18 protein-coding genes, 2 tRNA genes and 1 pseudogene are annotated in these 21273 nt (G+C 67.5%); 9 read left to right on the top strand and 12 right to left on the bottom strand.

Annotated elements, in window-relative coordinates; all coding sequences use genetic code 11:
- The first annotated feature begins 331 nt into the window (after positions 1–331).
- Positions 332–2179: an RNA polymerase sigma factor gene (locus ACH34W_RS22590; RefSeq protein WP_395962946.1), complete on the top strand. Its 1848-nt coding sequence runs from the start codon at positions 332–334 to the stop codon at positions 2177–2179.
- A gap of 105 nt (positions 2180–2284) precedes the next feature.
- Here ACH34W_RS22590 and ACH34W_RS22585 read toward each other — a convergent pair whose 3' ends face one another.
- Complete coding sequence (locus ACH34W_RS22585; RefSeq protein WP_395962945.1) at positions 2285–3115, bottom strand: MerR family transcriptional regulator; 831 nt, start codon at positions 3113–3115, stop codon at positions 2285–2287.
- Positions 3116–3155: 40 nt separating this feature from the next.
- On the opposite strand from ACH34W_RS22585, the gene ACH34W_RS22580 reads away from it, so the two are divergent.
- Positions 3156–4232 (top strand): adenylate/guanylate cyclase domain-containing protein, encoded by a 1077-nt coding sequence (locus tag ACH34W_RS22580; RefSeq protein WP_395962944.1) that lies wholly within the window; start codon positions 3156–3158, stop codon positions 4230–4232.
- A 100-nt stretch (positions 4233–4332) separates the two neighbouring features.
- On the opposite strand, the gene ACH34W_RS22575 is transcribed toward ACH34W_RS22580, so the two are convergent.
- From ACH34W_RS22575 to ACH34W_RS22565, 3 genes are all read right to left on the bottom strand, one after another.
- Positions 4333–5760 (bottom strand): carboxypeptidase-like regulatory domain-containing protein, encoded by a 1428-nt coding sequence (locus ACH34W_RS22575; RefSeq protein WP_395962943.1) that lies wholly within the window; start codon positions 5758–5760, stop codon positions 4333–4335.
- A 121-nt stretch (positions 5761–5881) separates the two neighbouring features.
- Positions 5882–6481, bottom strand: coding sequence for an NAD(P)H-dependent oxidoreductase (locus ACH34W_RS22570; protein ID WP_395962942.1), 600 nt, complete (start codon positions 6479–6481; stop codon positions 5882–5884).
- A 59-nt stretch (positions 6482–6540) separates the two neighbouring features.
- Positions 6541–7608 (bottom strand): TDT family transporter, encoded by a 1068-nt coding sequence (locus tag ACH34W_RS22565; RefSeq protein ID WP_395962941.1) that lies wholly within the window; start codon positions 7606–7608, stop codon positions 6541–6543.
- 573 nt (positions 7609–8181) lie between these two features.
- Here ACH34W_RS22565 and ACH34W_RS22560 point away from each other — a divergent pair.
- The 4 genes from ACH34W_RS22560 to ACH34W_RS22545 all read left to right on the top strand — a co-directional run bounded on the left by ACH34W_RS22560 (position 8182) and on the right by ACH34W_RS22545 (position 11877).
- Positions 8182–9090: a LysR family transcriptional regulator gene (locus tag ACH34W_RS22560; RefSeq protein WP_395962940.1), complete on the top strand. Its 909-nt coding sequence runs from the start codon at positions 8182–8184 to the stop codon at positions 9088–9090.
- A 121-nt stretch (positions 9091–9211) separates the two neighbouring features.
- The gene (locus tag ACH34W_RS22555) at positions 9212–10180 is read left to right on the top strand and encodes an anti-sigma factor RsbA family regulatory protein (RefSeq protein ID WP_395962939.1); all 969 of its coding nucleotides are present in this window, start codon (positions 9212–9214) and stop codon (positions 10178–10180) included.
- Between the two features lie 49 nt (positions 10181–10229).
- On the top strand, positions 10230–10625 hold the full coding sequence (locus ACH34W_RS22550) for a PaaI family thioesterase (RefSeq protein ID WP_395962938.1): 396 nt from the start codon (positions 10230–10232) through the stop codon (positions 10623–10625).
- Between the two features lie 757 nt (positions 10626–11382).
- Complete coding sequence (locus ACH34W_RS22545; RefSeq protein WP_395962937.1) at positions 11383–11877, top strand: DUF6578 domain-containing protein; 495 nt, start codon at positions 11383–11385, stop codon at positions 11875–11877.
- Positions 11878–11880: 3 nt separating this feature from the next.
- Here the strand turns inward: ACH34W_RS22545 and ACH34W_RS22540 are convergent, their stop codons facing one another.
- On the bottom strand, positions 11881–12387 hold the full coding sequence (locus ACH34W_RS22540) for a hypothetical protein (RefSeq protein WP_395962936.1): 507 nt from the start codon (positions 12385–12387) through the stop codon (positions 11881–11883).
- A gap of 1598 nt (positions 12388–13985) precedes the next feature.
- Between ACH34W_RS22540 and ACH34W_RS22535 the strand changes: the two are divergent.
- Positions 13986–14271, top strand: a pseudogene (locus ACH34W_RS22535) (IS256 family transposase); the annotation flags it as partial.
- Positions 14272–14283: 12 nt separating this feature from the next.
- On the opposite strand, the gene ACH34W_RS22530 reads toward ACH34W_RS22535, so the two are convergent.
- Positions 14284–14751 carry a MarR family winged helix-turn-helix transcriptional regulator gene (locus tag ACH34W_RS22530; RefSeq protein WP_395962934.1) on the bottom strand — a complete coding sequence of 156 codons (468 nt, stop codon included), beginning with the start codon at positions 14749–14751 and terminating at the stop codon, positions 14284–14286.
- A 99-nt stretch (positions 14752–14850) separates the two neighbouring features.
- Here ACH34W_RS22530 and ACH34W_RS22525 point away from each other — a divergent pair, with 99 nt between their 5' ends.
- Entirely contained in the window at positions 14851–15798 is a 948-nt protein-coding gene (locus ACH34W_RS22525; protein ID WP_395962933.1) for a zinc-binding alcohol dehydrogenase family protein, read from the top strand.
- A gap of 373 nt (positions 15799–16171) precedes the next feature.
- On the opposite strand, the gene ACH34W_RS22520 is transcribed toward ACH34W_RS22525, so the two are convergent.
- Positions 16172–16260: transfer RNA gene (locus ACH34W_RS22520), tRNA-Ser, on the bottom strand.
- A gap of 115 nt (positions 16261–16375) precedes the next feature.
- Entirely contained in the window at positions 16376–16825 is a 450-nt protein-coding gene (locus ACH34W_RS22515) for a hypothetical protein (RefSeq protein WP_395962932.1), read from the bottom strand.
- Between the two features lie 209 nt (positions 16826–17034).
- Between ACH34W_RS22515 and ACH34W_RS22510 the strand changes: the two genes are divergently transcribed.
- Positions 17035–17107, top strand: a tRNA-Arg gene (locus ACH34W_RS22510).
- A gap of 69 nt (positions 17108–17176) precedes the next feature.
- Here the strand turns inward: ACH34W_RS22510 and xerC are convergent.
- The 4 genes from xerC to ACH34W_RS22490 form a co-directional block, all read right to left on the bottom strand.
- A complete protein-coding gene (xerC, locus tag ACH34W_RS22505) occupies positions 17177–18457 on the bottom strand; it encodes a tyrosine recombinase XerC (RefSeq protein ID WP_395962931.1) in 1281 nt (426 codons plus the stop codon).
- The gene (locus ACH34W_RS22500) at positions 18457–18672 is read right to left on the bottom strand and encodes a helix-turn-helix domain-containing protein (protein WP_395963131.1); all 216 of its coding nucleotides are present in this window, start codon (positions 18670–18672) and stop codon (positions 18457–18459) included. The genes xerC and ACH34W_RS22500 overlap by 1 nt, the downstream gene beginning before the upstream one ends.
- A 224-nt stretch (positions 18673–18896) precedes the next feature.
- The gene (locus ACH34W_RS22495; RefSeq protein WP_395962930.1) at positions 18897–20888 is read right to left on the bottom strand and encodes a DUF3987 domain-containing protein; all 1992 of its coding nucleotides are present in this window, start codon (positions 20886–20888) and stop codon (positions 18897–18899) included.
- Between the two features lie 50 nt (positions 20889–20938).
- Complete coding sequence (locus ACH34W_RS22490) at positions 20939–21193, bottom strand: hypothetical protein (RefSeq protein WP_395962929.1); 255 nt, start codon at positions 21191–21193, stop codon at positions 20939–20941.
- Positions 21194–21273 lie beyond the last annotated feature (80 nt).

Below are 21273 nucleotides of genomic sequence, written 5' to 3'. Positions count from 1 at the left end.
CGGGTGCGGCGTGTGCCTGCGGGATGGAGTTTGCTCGGCGTTTGGACTCGGGGACGACGGACCTTTGGGTTGTGCGGTTGACCCATTGCCGCCCTGGAGTTGACTGATCACGTTGGGCATCGGCATCATCACATTTTGTTTTCGACACGTCGTTTTCCGTCATTGGCGTACTGAACATCACAGGCAACACACTGCTCACCACCAAGTCACCCTTCGTCGCCATTTCCGAGGATCATGTGGTGCACATGGGGCGAATGGGTGTATGCAAGGTGGGCCGATTGTCCAGATGGCCCGTGACGGGCAGGCTCGCCCGTCGGTGCCGGGAGCTCAAATGCCGAGGTGGTCCTCCTTCGACGTCGCTGCAGACCGCACGTTGGTGCAGCGGCTCAACGAAGGTGACGAGGAGGTCCTGGGCGCGCTGTACGACGCGTACGCAGAGCGTCTCTATGACTACTGCGTGACCATGACCGGGGACCACAAGACCGCTGCCGATGTCGTTCATGACACGTTCATCGACGCTTTTCGCCGCGCTCCGCGAATGCGGGATCAACTGCGACTGCGACCCTGGTTGTACGCGGCGGCCCGGCGGCGTTGCCTTCAGCGTGGCCGGGCCCGGGGATTGACCTGGGAGAAGGACGGCGAATTCCCGGAGACGTCCCATCTCGAACTGCGCGAGTTGCTGGAGACCGCACTGGCGCGCCTGGGCTTTTCCGACCAGGAGACGCTGCTGCTCGCCATGCGGCACGGCCTGCGTTCCATCGAGCTCGGTGCGGCGCTGGGGCTCTCCCCCCGGCGCGCGACCGCCCGGCTGGTCCGAGCCCAGGCACGGCTCAAGACCGCGGTCGAAGTGGAGCTCCTCGTCCTCGAACGTCGCTGCGCCGAGAGCGCGCAGCCGGCCCGCGCAGGCAAGACGGGCGACGCCGAACGCGAGCTCATGAATCACGTCGAGGCCATCGAATCCTCGCCCGATGAGGGGAGCGAGGAGGACGAGAGTCGTGCCTCGCGCGAAGTAGCCGTGGTCCTGGCGGCAGCCGCTGAGGTCGCCGTGCCCTCCGGGTCTGCGGCATCCGCGGCGTCTGCGGCGTCTGCCGCGTCCGCCGTGCCTTCCGCGTCCGCCGTGCCTTCCGCGTCCGCCGTGCCTTCCGCGTCCGCCGCGCCTTCCGCGTCCGCAGAGCGCGCAGTGGCGGAGGGTCAGCGCGGGCACGAGGACGTGGAGACCGTTCGGCAGACGCCTGCCCAGGTGGAGCGGAATGGCTCATTGACCGACCGGCTGCTCTCCCCCACGGGGACGTCGGCGCGCCTGGACGAAGCGGCCCTGGAACGGCACGCCGCCGAGGACTGCTCCACCTGCGATGAGCGCCGCCAGCACGCGCCGGTCGCGTTGCTCGTGATGGCACCCGCCCCCGTGCTGCCGGCAGCGTTGCGGCATCGCGTCATCCACACGGGCTCCGACCCGGAACTTGCCAGCTACCGGACCGACATCGTCGCGCGCGGCGGAACGCTGACGCCGGACGGGTTGCCCAGCCAGCCCGACGTGCCGTCGCCGGTGACGCGGCGCTGGTTGTTCGCCGGGGGAGGGATGGCGGGGGCACTGGCCACCGCCCTGCTTGTCGCCCTGGTGATGGGCTCGGGCAAGTCGATCATCAACTGGTCGCCACTCGACATGAAGCCGCTCCCCGGAGTGAGCGAGCACCGGCCACCCACTGGCGGCGTGGGGCAGGGGCAGCAACCGGGCCAGGGACAAGGCCCTGGCAACGGCCAAGACGGGGGACCGGGCAACCCGCCGCAGCTCGGCGGCGAACGCAGGTCCGTGCCCTCACCCGGCCCGCAGACCCCCGGGAGCCCGAGGTCTCCAGGACCGCCGTTGCCGCCCGTACAGCCGAAGATGCCCGGCCTCCTGACGGCCGCGCCAGGCAAGGTCGAGCTCTACGGGACCAAGACCGCCCGGGTCGTGCTGACCGCCCACCGCGGCCCGGTGACCTGGAGTTCGGCGACGTCGACCGGCCAGGTCACCGCGTTCCCCTCCCAAGGCAGCCTGTCCAAGGGAGACTCGGCCGAAGTGACCATCAAACTGAGCACCGGCCTGGTCAACCTGCCCGGCCAGAGCACGCTCACGTTCACCGACACCGAAGGCCGCCGCCAGGAGGTCACCGTGGTCTGGGGCATCTCCCTGCTCTGACCGCTCCGAGCCCACCCAATGCCGTTCAGCGACCGTCGCCTGCCATTGCTAGTGCAGCGTTACGCGATCCGTTCCGCCATAGCGCCGGGTCGTCGTCCGGAGGCCTCAGCCTTCGGCGGCTGAGGGGGGCATTTCGGCGTTCAGGTGGTCACGGATGAGTTCGAGCTGGGTGCCGAGGGCCGCCTGGACGCGGGTCTCCATGGCTCGCGCGATGAACGGGTCGACCACCATCTTGACCAGGGGACGCATACGGCGTACCACCGCCGCGACCTCGGAGATCTCGTCGGTACTCGGGTTCGACTCGTCGTGCAGGGGCGCGAAGACGTGCTCGTGCACCAGGTTCACGAAGCGGCCGGCGATGACGTCGCAGTCGTCACGGATCTGGGCGGCGATGTCCAGGACCGAGTCGAGGGGGATTCCGGCCGCGACAAGCTCGGCTCCGACATGGAGCAACCGCGGGCTCGGCACCTTGTAGTGATCGCCCTCCGGCTCGATCAGTCCGAGCTCGACGGTGCGCTGGAGCATCCGGGCGACGCCCTCGTCGTCCAGCCCGGCGGCGAACGTCGCGATCAGTTCCTCGACCCGGGCGGTGCCGGGGATCTCGTCCGACCACGGGTCGGTGAGGACCTTCTCCAGCCCGAGGACCTCGCTCACGTCCTTGCCGGTCTCCCAAGCGGAGATGAGGTCCTTGATGATCGCGAACGTGTAGCCCCGGGCGAGGAGGTTGCCGATGAGGCGCAGCCGGGCCAGGTGCGAGTCGTCGTAGATGCCGACCCGGCCCTCGAGCCGCGGCGGTGGCAACAGCCCACGGTCCTGGTACGCACGAATGTTGCGGACCGTGCTGCCCGCCGTGTGTGCCAGTTCGTCGATTCGGTACTCGGCCATGCCCCGCCCGCCGGACTCGTCCACCTTGACCAGCAAGATCCTACGCGCCACGATTGTGACATCAGTCAATGACACATAAGAGGGCGGCTCCATGGCGGACCCACGGCTCCCCGCCGATCTCGAGGTGACCCTGCTCGGCGGGCCGCTTCGGTACACCCGCAAAGAGGTTGAGGAGCTTTCCGGGATCAGCGAGGACTACGCCCGCCGCATCTGGCGAGCCCTGGGCTTCCCCACTCCCCCGGACGAAGAGATCGCCTTCACGGACGGTGACGTCGAGGCGCTGCGCGAGATCAAGGACCTGCTGGGCAACGACCTCGTGGACGAGGACCTGGTGCTGCAACTGGCCCGGGCGGTCGGCCAGACGATGGGGCGCCTGGCGAGCTGGCTCGGTGACGTCTGGCTGCAACGCCTCAGCGAGCAGTCGGTCACCCCGGAGGCCGTCGTCGATGCCTTCGCCGCCACGGAGGATCTGCGTGCCCCGTTCGAGCGCCTCATGCTGCACGGCTGGCGCCGCCAGCTCACCGCGGCGGGCCTGCGTGCCGCCGCGAGCACCGCGGCCGCGAGCGCCGACCCCATCGCCGGAGTCGCTCACCTGGCTGTGGGCTTCGCGGACGTCGTCTCGTTCACGCGCATGAGCCGGAGCATGGACGGCGACTCCCTCGCCGAGTTCGTGGAACGTTTCGAGTCGGCCGCGACCGAGATCGTCGCCGAGCTCGGCGGCCGCATGGTCAAGACACTGGGCGACGAGGTCCTCTTCACCGCCACCGCCCCTCACTCCGCAGCCGAGATCGGCCTCCGGATCGCCGAACGCTGCGAGGAGGACCCCGAATTCCCCCGTGTACGGGTAGGCCTGGCGTACGGCGAGGTCCTGCTGCGCCTCGGTGACGTCTTCGGCACGCCCGTCAACCTGGCCGCCCGTCTCACCGCCACCGCGTACCCGGACTCGGTCCTCATCGACAGCGCCCTCGCCGCCGAACTGACCGACTCCGACGCGTACGAGATCACCTCCCTACGCCCCCGCCCCCTCCAAGGCCTAGGCCGCGTCCGCCCACGCCTCCTGACCAGGAAGCCGCCCACCAGCGAACACCCACCCCGCCGCAGCCACCCACGCCCGCGCCGCGCCAATCCCACTCGGGCCTCCCGCCCGCCCAATCCCCCAAACCACTGACCCCAAGGCAGCTGGCCACCAAGGCTGACGTCAAGCTCCCGCGGGCCGCCTGGTCTCTGGTGAGGAGAGCAGACGGCCCCGGTGAGCGGTGTTGCTGGGGTCAGCCGACGCGGGTCGTGCCGCTGATGCTGTTGGGCGCGGGCACGGGCGGGGTGAACGGCGTGAGGAACGACTGGATGCCCGCCTGGCGCTGGGAGCCGGGGAGGCCGTAGGTGTCCACGTACTTGTCGTTCGGGGAGCCGGTGGCCCAGAAGTTCGCCGCGCCGTGGAAGAGCGCGGCGTAGTAGCCGTCGCCGTAGGCGCGGACCTTCTTGCTGAAGCGCCCCTTGCGGTCGGTCTTGTCCCAGGCCAGGTGGTACCAGGTCTTCTTGCCCTTGTAGCGGAAGATGATCCGGACGTTCTGGCCCCCGTACGCGACGAATTTCCGGCTCGTCGGGGAGTAGCGGACGAGCGAGCCCTTGGCCGTCACGTACTTGAGCTTGCGGACCTTGCCGGGCGACACCGAGATCTTCGACATCTTGGTGGTCCAGCGCCACGTCTTGATCGACTTGCTGGTGGCCGGCATCGCGTCCGCGGTCCCGGCGAAACGGAATCGCCAGTAGCTCGACTGGTTGACGGTGAACTGTGCGCTGACCCGGCCGTAGGAGCCGGCGCGCAGCTTCTTGTGCGTCCACCAGCTGCGGCCGTTCCACGAACGTTCGAGCAGGATCTGCTTGCCGTAGAACTCGCGGTAGACGGGGCTGGTGGCGGCGGCGCCGGAGGCCTTCACGAGCCCGTACGGGTCCATCGTGACCTTCACGTCGCGGAAGGAGGAACGCGGCCGGACGATGGCGCCGTTCTTAAGGGCGGCGTAGGTCGTTTCGAACCAGGGCTCGGCGACGGAGGCATTGGCGTTGATGGCGCTGCTGCAGGGAAGTTTGACCTGCGTCGCGTATTGGCCGTCCTTGCCGGTCGTGACACTGCCTGGCACAGGGAAGCCCCCGGTGCACTCGGCGTTGATGAAGCTGATGTTGACCTGCGCGCCGGCCAGCGGCTTCCAGGTGCCCGCCGCCTCGGCCGGCTCGTACTCGACCAGCCCGCTCAGGGTGAACGGAACGCCCACGTCCTTGCTGGCACTGCCCGGGGCGGCGATGGTCATCCGGGTCTTGGACCGCACGGCCTTGATCGGCAGCGGGCCCGCCTCCCCGGCCTCCAACTCGCCGGTCACGCCGGTCTTCGCCGTGATCTCGTCGTCGACGCCGGGCGAGCTGTACGTGGCGGTGAACTTGCCCTCGGCGTCGGTCGTCGGATCCTCGATGTTCGGCTGCCCGGTCGAGGAGAGATCGACCTGCACGCCCGCCACCGGCTTGTTCTCCGCGCCTGCGGTCACGACTCCGCTGATCGTCACGTCGCGGTGGTCTGCGTCGACGGTGGTCCGGTCACCGGCCAGCGTGATGGTCACCTTCTCGGCGGCCAAGGCGGGGGGAGCGGCGATCGCGGCGGCCGCGAGGGTGAACGCGCCGGCGATGGCCAGGGTGGTACGTCTCAAGGGTCACCTCAGGAAGATGTCGCAACGCGAAGCGATCATTCGCGTGAGGGGACGCGCGGGTTGCCGGGCAGGTTGACCGCTATGAGACGCGGCATCCAGTTTGAGACTCTTCTGTGATCTTTTAGGTGCCGGGGAGGAGGGCGGTGGCCTGGTCGCGTGCCTGCTGGAGCCAGTCGGCCCGTTCCGCGTCAGTGGAGTCGGTGACAGTACGGAACACCACACGCCGCACGTCCGCGACCCCCACGTACGGCAGAACACAGGCCGCCCAGACCCGCTGCAGCGGATCGCCGAACTCCTCGCGCTCACGATCGGCGGGTGTATCGGAGGTGTTGAGCACCAAGGCGCGGCCTGCGCGCAGCAGCCCGGCGGGCTCGCCCTCGGCGGTGCCGAGCTTGTACGCGACGCCCGGGGCGAGCACGCGCTGCACCCAGCCGGCGAGGATCGCGGGGGGCATGCCCCACCAGTTCGGATGGATGAAGACGAGCGCGTCCATTGCGGCGATCTCCGCGCGGTAACGGGTCACGTGGTCGTCAGCCGAGGGAGTGGCCGCTTCGACCGTGCCGGTCTCGGCCGCGGTGAGCGCCGGATCGAAGCCCTCGGCATACAAGTCGTGCGAGACGACCTCGGCGCCGTGCCTGCTGAGCTCGTCGATCACGGCCTCGGACAGGGCGTGGTTGAAGCTGCCCGGCCGGGGGTGGGCCAGATAGACGGCGATACGCATCTGCGAGCTCCGGGGGTCGGGATGTCGAACTGATGGTCGGGATGCCGGACTTGATCACGTTAGCTGGACTGGCCGGGCGGAGGGAGGAGCCGACCGGTCAGCACGCCGCGGAGGGTCCGTGTCGCGGTGACCGCCCAGGCGGCCAGTAGGAGAAGGTAGAGCCCGACCGCGATCGCCGCCATCGCGCCGAGGTCCAGTCGCCGGGCCAGCGCGGCGGCGCCGGTGACGCAGGTGCCGAGCGGGAAGGTGTACGCCCACCAGGTCATGGCGAACGGCATCCCGTCGCGGAGGGCCCGAACGGACGCGGCCGCCGCGATGGCCAGCCAGAGGAGTGCGAAGCCGATCACCGGGGTCCCGTAGAGGACGGCGAACGCGGCCATGGCGTCCGCGTACTGCGGCACGGCTGCCGGGGCGGCGTCGGCGAGCTGGTTGACGGCGGTGACGGACTGCCCAAGAGGCCCGAGTACCAGGAACAGCGTCGGGACGAGAGTGATCGTGAACGAGCGCTCATCCACCAGGCGCGACCAGATCCCCGGCAAGATGATCAGCACGGCCAGCAGGCTCCCGCCGAACATCGCGTAGCAGGCGTACACCATCAGGGCCCGCGGCTCGCCCGCCGGCAGGTGGGGGACCAGCGCCGGGCCGAGCGCCGCAGCCACCATCGGCGCCACGACCGGCAGCAGCCACGTGGGATTGGCGCTGCCGACCCTGTGCCGGGTGATCATCAGGTACGGGATGCCGAACGCGACGGCCAGGGAGTAGAACGTCCCGGCTGTCCACAGCACCGCGTTGATCCCCACGGCGGCGGTGGTTCCGATGACGTCGGGTCCGAGCACGAGCGTGCCGTACCCGACCGCGAGCAGGGCCATCGGCGGGCAGCCGTAGAAGACTGCGGTGGCCGCATCGTCGAAGAGCCGGACCCGAGCCTCGTCGCGGTGCCAGACGAGATGAACGCCACGGGCGGCGACGACCGCGATGAGCAGGACGAACGACATGATCCAGACAACGACCGCGAACGCATGGAGCCCGGGCACGCGAACCGGCAGCGCGTTGGCCCCGTTAGCGATGATCGCCGTCCCCATCACGCACGCGTACCAATTCGGCCCAAAGTGCCGGAACCTCCCCACCGAAAGACGCCCCAAGCCAGCCCGCAGCCCCGCCCCCCGCCCGGTCGGAAGGGCTGTGGTCGCCGGGTCCGTGGACGCCGGGCCCGCAGTCACGCCAACGGCGGCCGCCGGGACTGTGGCCGCCGGGACTGTGGCCGCTGGGGCCGTGGTCACGCCAACGGCGGCCACCGGGCGCGTGGCGGTTGGGCCCGTCGCCGCCAGGCCCGTTGCCTTTGGGGCCGTGGTCACGCCAACGGTGGCCACCGAGACCGTGGCCGCAGGGGCTGTGGTCGCGAGGGCTGCGGCGGCCAGGCCCGTGGGCTCTGGGGCCGTGGTCACGCCAACGGTGGCCGCCGGGATCGTGGCCGGTTGTCCCGTGGTCGCCGGGGGCTTGTTGGCCGTAAGCGTGGGCGCTGGAGCAGTGAGGGGCGGAAGTCTGGAGGCCGTGGAGGTTGGTGCGGGTGCTGGAGATATCGGGGTTACGGGAACGGCCGTGGTCATATCTCGACGATCGCTCGGTACTGGAGGCATCAGTAGAGGTCATCGACCTATGAGTACATAAGCTCAACTTATGACTGCGCCTACACTGGGATCATGTCCCTGTCGCACCGCGTACCGGAGCTGAGTGCTCTGGAACTGCTGCTGGCCGTCGTCCGGCTGGGCAGCCTTGGCCGTGCGGCGGACGAGCTGGGCATCACCCAGCCGGCGGCCAGCGGCCGGATCAAGTCGATGGAACGGCAGCTCGGCGTGGCTCTCCTGGAGCGTTCACCCCGCGGCTCGCGCCCCACCAAGGCGGGTTCTCTTGTGGCGGAGTGGGCCCAGCAGGTGATGGACGCCGCGCACGCCTTGGACGCCGGGGTTGAAGCCCTGCGCGAGCGCCGTGACAGCCATCTGCGGGTTGCCGCGAGCATGACGATCGCCGAGTACTTGGTCCCGGGGTGGTTGCTGGCGCTGCGCCATGCACGCCCGGACACCGCCGTCACGCTCCGCGCCGCCAATTCCGCTGCCGTTGCGGAGCAGGTCCTCGCCGGTGAGGCCGACCTGGGCTTCGTCGAGGGCGTGAACGCTCCCGAGCGTCTCGGAGGCGCTGTCGTGACGACCGACCGGCTCCTCGTCGTGGTCTCCACCGCCCATGCGTGGGCCCGCCGTCGCAGCGGTGTCGGTGCCGCCGAGCTCGCCGCCACTCCGTTGCTGCTGCGTGAGGAGGGCTCCGGTACGCGCGAGGTGATCGATCGTGCGCTCGCCTCGTACGGCGGAACGGCTCCGCCCCTCCTGCAGCTGGGATCGACCACCGCGCTCAAGGCTGCGGCCGTCTCCGGCGCGGGCCCGGCAGCCGTCAGCGAACTCGCCGTTGTGGAGGAACTGGCCGACGGCCGCCTGATCGCCGTTCCGGTGCCGGAGCTGGACCTCAGCCGGCCGCTGCGTGCCGTCTGGCCGATGGGGCAGCGGCCTGCCGGTCCCGCCAGGGACCTGCTCGCACTGACGCGCCGCTCGCGCCGCTGACACCACGATTTAGGTATCCGGTGAATTCTTTTGTTCTGCGGCAACCGGCGTCATTACTCGACGGGCCGTCTGTGCCGTCTTACACTGCGAGACGTGGTCGCCGATCGTGTGAGGATCTGCAATGGTCGCCACGCGAGCAGCCGGGCCGAACGGCCACGGGGGCAATCGCCGATTCGTGCACCAGGCGTTTCTGTACGACTCAGACCGCACGTTCGCGGAACGAGCGGGTGCCTTCCTGCATGACGGTCTCGCTCGCGGCGAACCCGCGTTCGTCGTCGTCACCCCGCACAACATCTCGCTGCTCCAACGCACTGTGCGGAATCCGCACAACATCATGTACGTGAACGCGGCGGACTGGTACACCTCGCCCGGCCGAACGCTCAGCGCCTACCTTCGCCGCCTGCGCGAGCACACCGGCCCGGGTCGGATTCGCCTCATCGGCGAACCGAGGTGGGTTGGCCGTACGCCATCCCAGGTCCTCGCCTGGCAGCGCTACGAATCGGTCGTCAATCTGACGCTCGCGCAGAGCTCCGCCTGGATCCTGTGCCCGTACGACACCCGTGTCCTGCCGCGTGACGTCGTCGAGGGCGCCCGGCGTACACATCCCGAGATCGTCGACCGTCACCGCACTGCCTGGAGCCATGCCTACGTCGAGCCCGTCGTGTTCTCGGCCGAGTGCGACCAGCGGCCCTTGGCACCGGCTCGTCCTCCAGTCACCACCCACTACATCAGCCGTTCTGAGCTGAGGCGTGCACGCCGGTTGGTGATGCTGACCGCACTCGACCATGGGTTGAACGGAGAGCGGCTCGACGACTTCGCGGCCGCCGTGCAGGAGATCGCGACGAATGTGGTCGAACACGGCGGCGGCGACGGAACGGCCAGCGTCTGGCTCGACGGCGACGTCGTCGTCTGCGATGTGATCGATCGCCGCGGGACCGTCTGGGATTACCACGCCGTCGGTCACCGGCCCCCCTCCCCGGACTCCACCAGCGGCCTCGGCGTGTGGATCGCCCGCCGGCTCTGCGACGAGGTAGAGATCCGGACCGGCCCGAACGGCTCCCTGGTACGCCTCCGCATGGCGCTGACCTGACCACGGCTCTTTTTCAGATCACTGATCCGAAATCCGCTACGGTGTCCGCATGGTCTCTGAGGGCTTCGTTCCCTGGCACCGGCCCAGCCCACTGCTCACTGCGATCGGCGGCTTCTCCCGTCATCCCGACGATCCCCTCCGCGCGGGCTTCACCGTCGAGGGTCCCAAGATGAACGCCCGCGGCCTGCTCCACGGCGGCGTGATCGCCACCATCGGCGACGTGGTGATCGGGCACGCCCTGGCCGTTCAGACCGACCCTCCGGCTCGCCTCGTCACCATCAACCTCTCCTGCGACCTTCTGGGTACGGCTCGCGAGGGCGAATGGGTCGACATCACGGTCACTCCGACCCGCGTAGGCCGAAAGCTCGCCTCAGGTACCGCGACGTTCACGACCGGCCGTGTCATAGCCAACGTGACCGGTCTCTTCATGCCAGTCCCAGCCTGACCCTGCCCGCCAACAGCCTCCGCCCCCTTGGCGGCGCCGGTGCCACTAGACCTGCGCTACTCCGAAGGAGCTGCTTCCGTTACTGCGGGCGTTGCTTCACGGCCACTTCGTTCGCAGTGCAGGAAGCCGCCGAGCGCGCAGGAACACGCGTGACAGGGCAATGAGGGATGGTGCGCAGTTCCTGTGGCGCGGATTCGTGTCGATCCCGGCGAAGCCGCCGCGGTGATTGGGCGACGCGCAGATGCCGGCGAGCGGCGGCTCGGTGCGCAGGCCGGGCTGTGGCACGTCGGTCGTTTGCCGATGCCGTGGTGTCTCTCGGTGATGCACCGTCGTCGGAACGGGTGTTGTCCGAGCTTGGGAGCAGGGCCGATTCCAGATGCTCCATCAAGATCATCAAGAGCAGGCCGGCTGCCGGAGTGAGGAGTGCTGCGACGATCGTTCTCGCCTCCATCCAGGACGGTGGATGTCTGGCACGTTCGCTGATGGTGCCGAGCAGATGCGTGCTGGCGTACCCCTGTGCACGGGGCGAAACATGCACCGAACGACAACAGAGTGTCGTTTGTGGTGATTGTTTCCTGCATAGGGCTTTTGTAGCGGGGCACCACGTATCGAACTCGACGGCCCTGCTAGCGCCGCCATCGCGATCGAAACGAACTGGACGTCGCGTGAGAGAAGGCCGATACCGCGAGGGATGCGTTCATCGCGGCCGTTCACGCTCGTCGGCCTGGGCATAACGCGGAACGGTAGGTTGGCGGGGATGCACTTGCCGATCTGGTACGCCGCCTGGGAGTACGAATGCTGCGGCCCTTCCCTCGAGCCTGGGGCCGAGCTGAGCGTCAACCTGGTGCTGGAGGGTTTCACCGCGGAGCCGACCGACCGTGGGCAGCCGCTCGGCTGGCGGGCGGCCGAATCGGGTGCGGTCGAGTTCGTCGCCGATTTCGGCCGACGCGAACCGTATCCGCGAGCCGACTTCGGAGGCATCTCGTCGGCGGTCGACGGCCCGGTTCAGACCGGGCGTTTTCAGGGGACCGGTTTCCTGTGGCACCGTGCGCATGAGGACTTCGGAATCGGCGAGCCGTACCGGGTTGTTGTGCGCAGGGTGTGCTGCGCTCGGCAGATCCTTCAGCGGACGGACTCGCGCACGGTTCAGGTCACGGGGCACGAGCGGCCGACCGAAATCGGCGGGGCGGACGACTGCCCGCCTCCCGCCGATTTCGTTCTCATGGCCGAAGTAGTCAGCCACGGGCGGTGAGGGTCATCGGTCGCAGGAGCCGCCCTTCTTGTCCCAGGTGGAGGTGATGATGCCCGTGTCGCCGGTGGAGGTCCCGGGGACCTCCTTGGTCGAGTAGACGACCTTGAAGTTGTACTTGGCGGTGCTGATGTTGTACCTGCGGCAATAGATCAGCGAGCTGCCGCTCTTTTTGATGCGCTTCGGTGCCTGCAGTGTCTTGGAGATGTTGCGCTCGAAGCTCTTGCTCCAGCGCTTGCTGAAGTGCCGGTATCCCCACTTCTTGGTTCCGCATCGCAGCACGGCCCCCTTGGGCGGGGAGCCCTTCTTGACGAACCTCCAGTAGTCGGTGATCGGCGTAGCAGCGGGCTTGCGCTTGCAGTTCGGCTTGGCGGCGGCGGCGTCCACCGATGATGACTGGCCTGCCACTCGCTCGGCGTGCGCTGTTGCGGAGCCGACGGGGAGGGCGGTGACGCCGATCGCCGAAGCGATGAGGGTTGAACAGACCAGGGCCGACCTTCTACGCGCAGTCACTATGAGAATCCTCTTCATGTTCTCGGGGTGTCGTTCTGGCGGATGAGCGAACCATGATCACAGATGACCGCCGCCGGGTAAAAGATCTTCAGGGGGCCCAATTTGTGGTCCGGGCGCCTCCCCCCGTACCGGAGCACGGCAACGAGCCAATTCCGGGGGAAGCCGGTGTGGTTGCGGCGCCGTGGCTGACGTGCTGGACCGGTGGCACGCGGCGTCTGAACGGCGACGTCGTGACTGACAACCAATGGAGGAGGTACGCCAGCGCGTATGACAAGGCCGACATCGCAAGGAAGGAGTTCCCCGAGGCGGGCGCTTCGGCACAGGCCCCCGCCCTGTCTCTGCAGATCACGCGTACTCCTGGGTGAGACTGGGGCCAGGCGGCCAGGAGTGTCGGCCCGCCAGTCGTCGAGCATGTCGACGGTCCGGTGCGTGTCCATGTCCAACAGCAGCGTCGCCTGGGCGTTGATGACCAGCACCCGCCCAGCACGTCCCTGCTGATCCGCCGTCCGCTGCGCGACCGGGCAGAGGCTGCCGTTCTTCCCGTGTCACAGCGCCCGGCGGGTCACCTTGCAGTGTCCGGTTCAGGTGGCTGGAGCCCGTTGGAGCATCGCGGAGTTCCAGGCGGCCAAGAACGAGGCTGCCGTGTACCGCTACCAGTCCGTCGCTATCCGGCCTGGTATCGGTAGATCACCCTGGCCATGCTCGCCCTGGCCTTCCTGGCCGTCACCCGTGCCACCACGGTCAGCACCACGCCCCGCCCAGCCGGGCAAACACCCGACCACAGTCCGACACCGGTCTCAGTCAACGAGATCCGCCGCCTGTTCGCAGCACGCACCCGCTCGCCCACCGACATCCGACACATCCAGCACCGACATCCGACACATCCAGCACTGGCCCCGCTGGCGGCTACGCCACCAAACCCGAGCCCGACAAAGCCACTACCAATAACGACACGCCAAAGATCGTTAAGTACAGCTGGAATACCAATCTGCCGCCCCAGCCGCTTCTTCGTCTGCTGGCCGAGATCACTAAGCTCACTTCTGGGCCTCATTGCGCCGTCAGGGTTGAGCGCCGCTCAGACTCGTCCGCGCAAGATCTACCCTTCCGAGCGCGGAACCAAATGTCCAAGCAATTGATTCAGCTCTTCATCCGACAACTGGCCGCCCCAACCGAGCTCCTGCCAGCAGAGGGCCTTCTGCGCAAGAGGGAGGTCGATTTCGAATGCCTTGATCAGGCAGGTAGTAAACGTGAACGCACTCAGGTCCCTGCCCTGGATCGTTATCAACCTCGCATGGAGCCGACGGAGGATGTCGGCGCCACTAGACCCCTGCGCAGGATATCGCCTGAGCTCTCGGACTAGTTCCTGATAAACCTCGCTAGACGTCATTCCGGCAACCGAAATCGTGCCGTGACGTCGACATAGCTACCGGGAGTTCCTTTCATTTCCCTACTCTCAGCTTGACGCTCCGTCACCATCAGATATGCACCAGAACCGTTGATGCTTGAATAGACCTCATTTCACCCGTGCGTGAGCTGGTCCAGGCACATCGGCGTAGCCGGGCCCTGCGTCAAGAGCAAGCCGATCCATCGCTGCGCGAGGCATGGCGGGGACGCTCACTATCGTGCACCTGGACGTCCCGCCGACGCGCACGCTGCGCAGCACGAATCCGATCGAGTCGGTGATCGGGATCTGCCGTGATCGCGCCGCCAACGCCCGTGAACTGGCGCAACGGGCAGATGGCGCTGCCGTGGTGCGCCGCCGGGATGATCGAGGCCGCCAAGCAGTTCCGCCGCGTCAACGGTTTCATGCATCTCAAGAACCTGCGTGCCGGGCTTGAGCGACACGTCGCCGGTGATGGCGAGGGCCGGAGGTCAGCTGCCTGAGCGTTGACGGGCTCAGGTGGTGGGCTTGGTCTCTGCCCGTGGAGTCTGCTGGGTCAGGATGGTGGTCGCTCGTTCCAACAGCTCGCAGAATGCGGCGTGTTCAGCCGGCGTGAACGCGTCGGTGAGCGCTCGCTCCAGCACGATCACCTCCTGATAGGCGTGGTCCAGTAGCTGCCGGCCCTGCTCGGTTGGTGTCGCGATCATGACCTTGGCGTGCACAGGAGACGGCTGGCGCCCGATGAGGCCCTTGTTCTGCAGGCCAGTGAGGACGGTGGCCATGGTCTGCTGGGTGACGCCGCAGGCACGGGCGAGCTGGGCGCCGGACATGCCGCCCTCGCGTGAGAGCGCCAGCAGCACCGTGTACTGCGTCATGGTGAGCCCGTAGCCGCGCAGCACCGCCTCGTGGTGGCCCATCAGTGCTTGTTCGGTGCGCCTGATCCGGGTGCACAGGTACTCCTCGACCGGGATCTCGGTCATCATCCCCACCACTTTCACAGCCCACTGGGTTGACTCAGCATCCTGATACTGGCTACGGTCATTCGATATCAGGGTACTGAGTCAACTCAGGAGGCTGCAATCTTGAAGGCCATTGTGCTCGACACCGACGACCAGTTCCGTCTCACCGACCTCGATGAGCCCACCCCCGGACCCGGCCAAGTGGCCATCGGCGTCGCCTACGCCGGGATCCAGTACGGCGATGTGCTGGTCCGCAACGGCCACTTCCCTGTGCCGCGGCCGTTCGTGCCCGGATTTGAGGCCGCCGGACGCATCATCGCGGTTGGTGACGGCGTCGACCAAGCCCGCATCGGCGAGCAGGCCACCGCGCTGACCAGCGCCGGCGCCTATGCCGAAGTGGTCCTCGCGCCCGCCGCGCTCACCTTCGACGCAGCCGCCCTCGACCCGCGGGTCGCTGCGGGCTTCGGCTGGGTCACCCCCACCGCCTACGACTTGATCAACACCCTCACCCGCGTGCGCCCCGGCGAAAGCGTGCTCATCCACGCCGCGGCCGGCGGCGTCGGCACCCTGGCCGTCCAGTTCGCCAAAGCCGCTGGAGCCGACAGGATCGTCGGTGTCGTCGGCAACAGCGACCAAGCCGACTACGCCGCCAACTTCGGCTACCACCAGGTGCTCGTGCGTGAGGAGTTCCCAGATGCCCTGGCCGACGAGCACTTCGAGATGATCCTCGATCCCATCGGCGGACCTACCCGCCACGCCAACCTAGAACGCCTCGCCCCCCACGGCCGACTGGCCGTCTACGGCAACATCGCCACCTTCGAACCCGTCGAGATCTCCGTCAACGACCTGCTCATGCAGGGCAAGTCCCTGCTGACCTACAACAGCAACTTGCTTAGCCAAACCCACCCCGACCGCCTTGCCGACAGCGCCCGCCAGGCACTCCAGCTCGTCACCGACGGCCACGTCCACATCGACATCACCGCCGAATACGAACCAGCCGACCTGGGCGCCGCCATCCAGCGACTCGCCGACGGCGCCACCCGCGGCAAGAGCATCCTCCGCATCGCCTGACCAGACCCGACTGCCGCGCCAGCTGGAAGACCGCAAATCCGATGAACCGGGGCGGCCTTCCAGCCCACCACCCCCTCCACCTACCTGCTAGAACGAAGTCCGGGCATCCACGATGAGCGGGGCATCCTCAGCACCCGAACCTCGGGGTAGTCGTGCACAGGACGACCTCCAACTTCGGGTCGTCCGGGGACGACTATCGCGCCCACGACATGAAGGTGATCAGCGCCACTCTCGGTCATCATTCACCGCAGACACTTGCACCTCGCTGCTGCCTGAGGTGGCCGCCGTTGTGCCCCGTCGTCGCGATGTGCCCACCAGAAGCCGAAAACGCCCCCGCCGAAGTCATCAACTTCAACGAGGGCGCTTCTACCGGCGGAGGATCGGGGATTTGAACCCCGGATGGGCTTGCACCCAAACCGCATTAGCAGTGCGGCGCCATAGACCGGACTAGGCGAATCCTCCAGGAGGCCAACAGGCCGAGAACAGGTTACCGGGTGTTCGCATCACCCGGCAAAGCGGAGCCCAGCATAGCGACGGTCGGCCGTCCCCGCACGACGGGAGACGGCCGACCGCATGATCAGCCGAGGCGGAAACCGGCGATGCCGCAGGCCTTGGAGAGGGCCTGACCGCTCTGCTGCATGGAGCTGATGCTGGACATGCTGCTCGAGGCGCTGCTGGGGTTCGAGGCCATCTGACGCATGGCGTTGGCGGCGCCGTCGACGTCAGCCGCGAACTTGGTGGCGGCCGACTCGACGTCTCCACCGGCGTTCTGGCCCTCGGTACGGACCTTGGCCGCGAAGTCGCTGAGCTTCTGCGCGTTGGCCGAGATGCTGGCGGTCGGGTTGTTCATGTCCGGCTTCGCCATGCCGGCGCTGGCGAACTGCTCGGCAGCGGACTTGATGTTGTCGCAGGCAGCCTTCTTATCTCCCCCGCCGGTCACCGCGTCCAGGGGGCCGCAGGCGGTGGAGGTGAGCATCGCGCCACCGATGGCGAGGACGCCGACCAGCTTGGTGGCAGACATGCGCATGGGAGTTCTCCTTTGAGGGGGGTTTGATCCGGATGACAGTAGACCCCTCAGGTCACTGCCGTCTCAGTAACCCTTTCGGCGCTCCAGCTGACCGAACGGTTCCATGACCCACGTCACACAGTCGATCGCGTCGTCGAAAGCCCGGACGCGCGGTCCTGGCAATCGATTCGCGGTTAGGTCCAAACAGCCGGTACAGTAATCCCCGGCAAGCACCCGTAGCTCAACGGATAGAGCATCTGACTACGGATCAGAAGGTTAGGGGTTCGAATCCCTTCGGGTGCGCACAGGTCAAAGCCCCCTTGCGATCATCGCAAGGGGGCTTTGTATTGGTCGTACAGCCGCAAAGTACAGCTACGCGGCGCTCTGAGGGGGCGATCCGCCCTGGTCGTCGGGGCGCCGGAGGTGATCTCCGAGGCGCTTCAGGGCGGCCCTAGTGTCCTCTGAGGGAACCTCCGTGTAGATCTCCATCGTGATGCTGATCCGGCTATGCCGAAGGATCTGCATGGCGACGCGCGGGTGCACGTCGAGCGCCGCCAGGAGCTTGCCGCACGTGTGGCGGGTGTCGTGCACTCTGATCGCCTTGACGCCAGCGGCGGCACACCGCGTCTCGAACGCGCGATTGACGTTGCGAGGCTCGATTGGGCGGCCAGTCCGCGTCGTGAACACCAGGTCACCCTTGTGCCAGCCCTTGCCGCTCGCCTGGCGAGCCACCGCCTGTTGCCCGTGCCGAACTCGGAGGGCCGCCGTGCAGAGTGACGGCAGCGGCAGCACATCGGTTGAGCCGTCGGTCTTGGTGCGCTCCTTGTGGATGAGGCGTGTGCCGACGCGTTGCAATTGCCAACCGATGGACAGTTCCTCGGCTTCGAAGTCGATGTCCGCCCAGCGAAGGCCAAAGACCTCGCCCTTACGCATCCCCATCACGAGGATGAGCACCCATGCGGCATACAGCGGATCATCGTTCTCGCGAGCGTATTCAAGGAACCGGCGGGCCTCCTCGACGGTCCACGTAGACGCCTTGCGTGTCCGCTTCCGTGCGGTTGGGAGCTTGACGAGACTGGCGACGTTTCGGGACAGGATCTCTTCGGTCTGGGCTTGGGTGAGTGCTGCCCGGAGGGTGTTTCGGGCGGCTTGGATCGTGCGCCGACTCGGGAAGTCCTCGCAGCACTTCCCGATTGCACAGCACCGTTGCCGCTTGCGCGCGTCCTTGTGATCAGTCGGGCGCTTGGCGTCCTTGCCCTGGGCGCAGCACTGGCATGCCCCCGGCACCTTGTTCAGCCATTGCTGTACGTCGCGCACGCTGAGCCGGTCCAGTCGCTTCTTGCCCAACCCTGGCAGGACGTGCAAGCGTGCCATGAGTTCGTAGTGCGAGTACGTGTTTGGCTCACGATTCGGCTCGATGACCTCTTTTAGCCAATACGCGATGTACTGCTCAACAGTGGGGACGGTCGTGGCGATGGGGCGTTGCTTGGCCTCGTTGAGAAGCTTGACGTACTTGCCATGGACGATCTCGCGGTTCTTGCCGTAGACCCATTTTTTGCGGCGTTCTCCGGCCGGAGTGGTGACCCATGCATAGGCGGCATAGCCGTTGCGGTAGGGAAAGATTGATCCTTCGCCGTTGGCGCGCTTGGGCATTAGGCCGCCCTCTCTTCGAGCGCCAGGCGCTCTAGGTTCTCGATGTACTCGATGATTGCGGCGCCGGAGATTCGCCGAGCACGGCCAACGGTGACCGAGCGGAGACGCCCGAGACGCATTTCCTCGAAGATTGTGTTGCGTCCTAGAGAGAGAAGTTCCATAGCCTCTTCGACCTTGAAAAGCCGCATGTTGGGCGGGAAGTCGATGGGCTGCACCGTCAAGGCGTGTACCTCCGGGAGTTGGGCTGAAGGCGGCGAGAGCGGCGATCGCGGAGCGTCACGAGCGGCGGGGGCAGGTGGCCGCCGGACGGGGGTTGGTGACGCGGTGACGTGGTGACAGAAGTCGACAGAAGTACTTCTGTCGACTTCTGTCACCGTGTCACCTTGTCCCCGGACGTCGGAGCGGCCCGCCAGGTGGTCACGGTGGGTTACCTCGGGAGTCATGGAACGTTGGCCAGCTCGGGGTGCGCTTCGTAGGCCGGTGCGGCGGGTCGACTACGCGTGTTAGGCGGGCTGGGAAGACGCCGAATCCAGCCGTGAGTTTCCAGTACACGCAATGCGGGTTCGGTATCGGCGGCCTTCTTGAAGCGGCTCTTGAGGCCACTTCGCATAAGGTCCCGCGCGGTGAACCGAGTCGCCCTGGTGCGCTCGATCCATTCCGCAACGGCGCGCGCGTCATTGACGGCAGGATCGGCACCGATGGCGTCGTAAGCGGCTTGGGCGTGAAGGGTGAAGTACTCGCCGATGAGCCGAGCGTTCTGGAAAGTCGCGAGCGTGATCGCGCGGTCCCACCCGTCGCGGATGTGCTCGGCCAAATGGAGTAGGGCGGCGATGCGGACGACGGCGCCGACGTATTTGCCTGCCCAGTCGGTCATGTGGGCTAGGTCGCCGGTGCCTGGCCGTAGCCGGATCTCGTGTTCGCGGGCCAGGTCGAGAATGGCGGCTTGGGTGTCCGGCGCGAAGTGCAGTGTGGCGGGCTTGTCGAGGGCGGCCAGGGACAGAATGAGCGCTTGGACGTTGCCGTTGTAGGTGTCGTGGATGTGCTCGGGAACGGGCTCAGGGCGTTCGTTGCGGAAGCCCAGCAGTGACGCGGGCACCGAGTACAGCAGGCGCCCCAAAAGGCCCTGCTCGCCGAATTGGGGGGTCTCGCCGAGGCGGGCCAGGACGCCCGGTTGGGTGCAGATCCCGAGGGTGATGGTTGCGGCGGCGATGCGTTCGCTTGGACGTCCCATGCGGTCGATGCGCATCTCTTCGCCCGCGTGCCCGGACTTGAGGATGGCCAGGTTCGGGGCGCCTGAGTAACGGCCAGCGGCGATCGAAAAGATCTCGCCCTCGGGTGACAGAATCGCGAACCGGCCACCCTGCTCAGCAACCCGCGTGGTCAGCACCTCGACTGTCGCGTCATCGGAGAACAGGCACGGCTCAGCGGGGATCGGGGTGTCTTCCAGGTCCAGGCGCGCGGCAGTGGCCTCATCCATGGCGACCGCGCGTTGGGTGGGGTCTTGGGTTGTGGTGGCGGCTTTCTCGGTCTTCTCGACGTTGGCCTCGGCGACCTTGCGCGCTACGGCAGCCTCGGCGATGCGCGGGCGGGCCTGCTCGATCAGCATCGCTTCGGCGGCCTTGATGGGGGCGGTCATGTGCTTGTAGACCTCGGATTTGCGGTTGCCCGGAGGCAGCACGACGAGGGTGAACAGGTTGGTGGGTTCGGTCCAGGTGGTAGCGCGGACCCACACCTTGCCGCCGGCGGCGACGCCGAGCACCGCCAGGGCCAATGATCCGGCTAGGTCGGGCGGGGTTTGGGTGACCTCGGCCAGTCCGGCGGTGTATTCGCCGAGCCAGTCCGGGAACGCCCAGACCGGGAACGGCGGTAGCTCGGGCGTGGCCGAGAGCGGTGTGGAGTCGGGCCATCCCTGGGACTGGGAGGCGGTGACGGCGGCCAGCTCGGCGACCACAGCGCCGCGTAGATCGGTGTCGCTGTCTCCGGTGGAGGCGTAGCCGAGTTGCAGCAACCGCGTTCCGGAGGCGACAACACGGCGTGCGTAGGCCAGGTCCCGAACGAGCTGGGCGTAGTAGGTGGCGTTGGTGGCGGTGGGTACTTGACTGATCAACGTGTGCAGGTAGGGAGCGCCACCGAGGGCGGCCAGGTCGCGGGGGTCGATGGCGGCGGCCACGGTGACGGGTTCGACCGGGGCGCCTCGGCCGGCCAAGGCGACGATGGCGGACCAGATGACGCCGTGGGCAGGGCGGTAGAACTCGGTGCCGTCGAGCAGTCCGCGCACTTCGGGCAGGGCGGTGGGGTCGAGCATGAGGGCGCCGAGGGTGTGTTGTTCGGCTTGGATGTTGTGGGGCAGTGGCCGGACGAACTCGGCCAGGTCTGCGGCGGGGCCGTGTGGGTCGTCGCCGTGGATGACGTGGAGGCGGGGCGTGGTCAAGGTGGGTTCCTCCCGAGTGAACGGAGTGGGGCGCGGCGGCGGGCCTGCGGTCAGTGCTTGTTGAGGGCGTTCCAGAGGCGGCGGCCGTGGCGGAGTTGGGCGCCCTTGCCCGAGCAGCGGTTGCAGTAGCGCCAGGTGCGGCCGGACGGTGAGCGGAACTTGCCGGTGCCGTGACAGCGCGTGCACGCTCGGAAGGGCCAGATCCAACAAGCGACGACGTATCCGGCGGCGATCAGGAGGCCGATGGCGAGCAGGGCGGGCGTAGCGTCGGTAGAGGTAGCGGTAGCGGCGATGAGGGGGGTCATGGTGCCTCCGGGCGCGGTTTCCGGGCAGGGAAAGCAGGGCGCGCTACCCGCTACCTGCGGGTATCGACGCTGATCAGTGG

Source organism: Actinomadura sp. 6N118, from assembly GCF_044326415.1.
Taxonomy (GTDB): domain Bacteria; phylum Actinomycetota; class Actinomycetes; order Streptosporangiales; family Streptosporangiaceae; genus Spirillospora.
The sequence above is the reverse complement of the archived record's forward strand: the minus strand, read 5'-3'. Positions and strand labels throughout refer to the sequence as shown.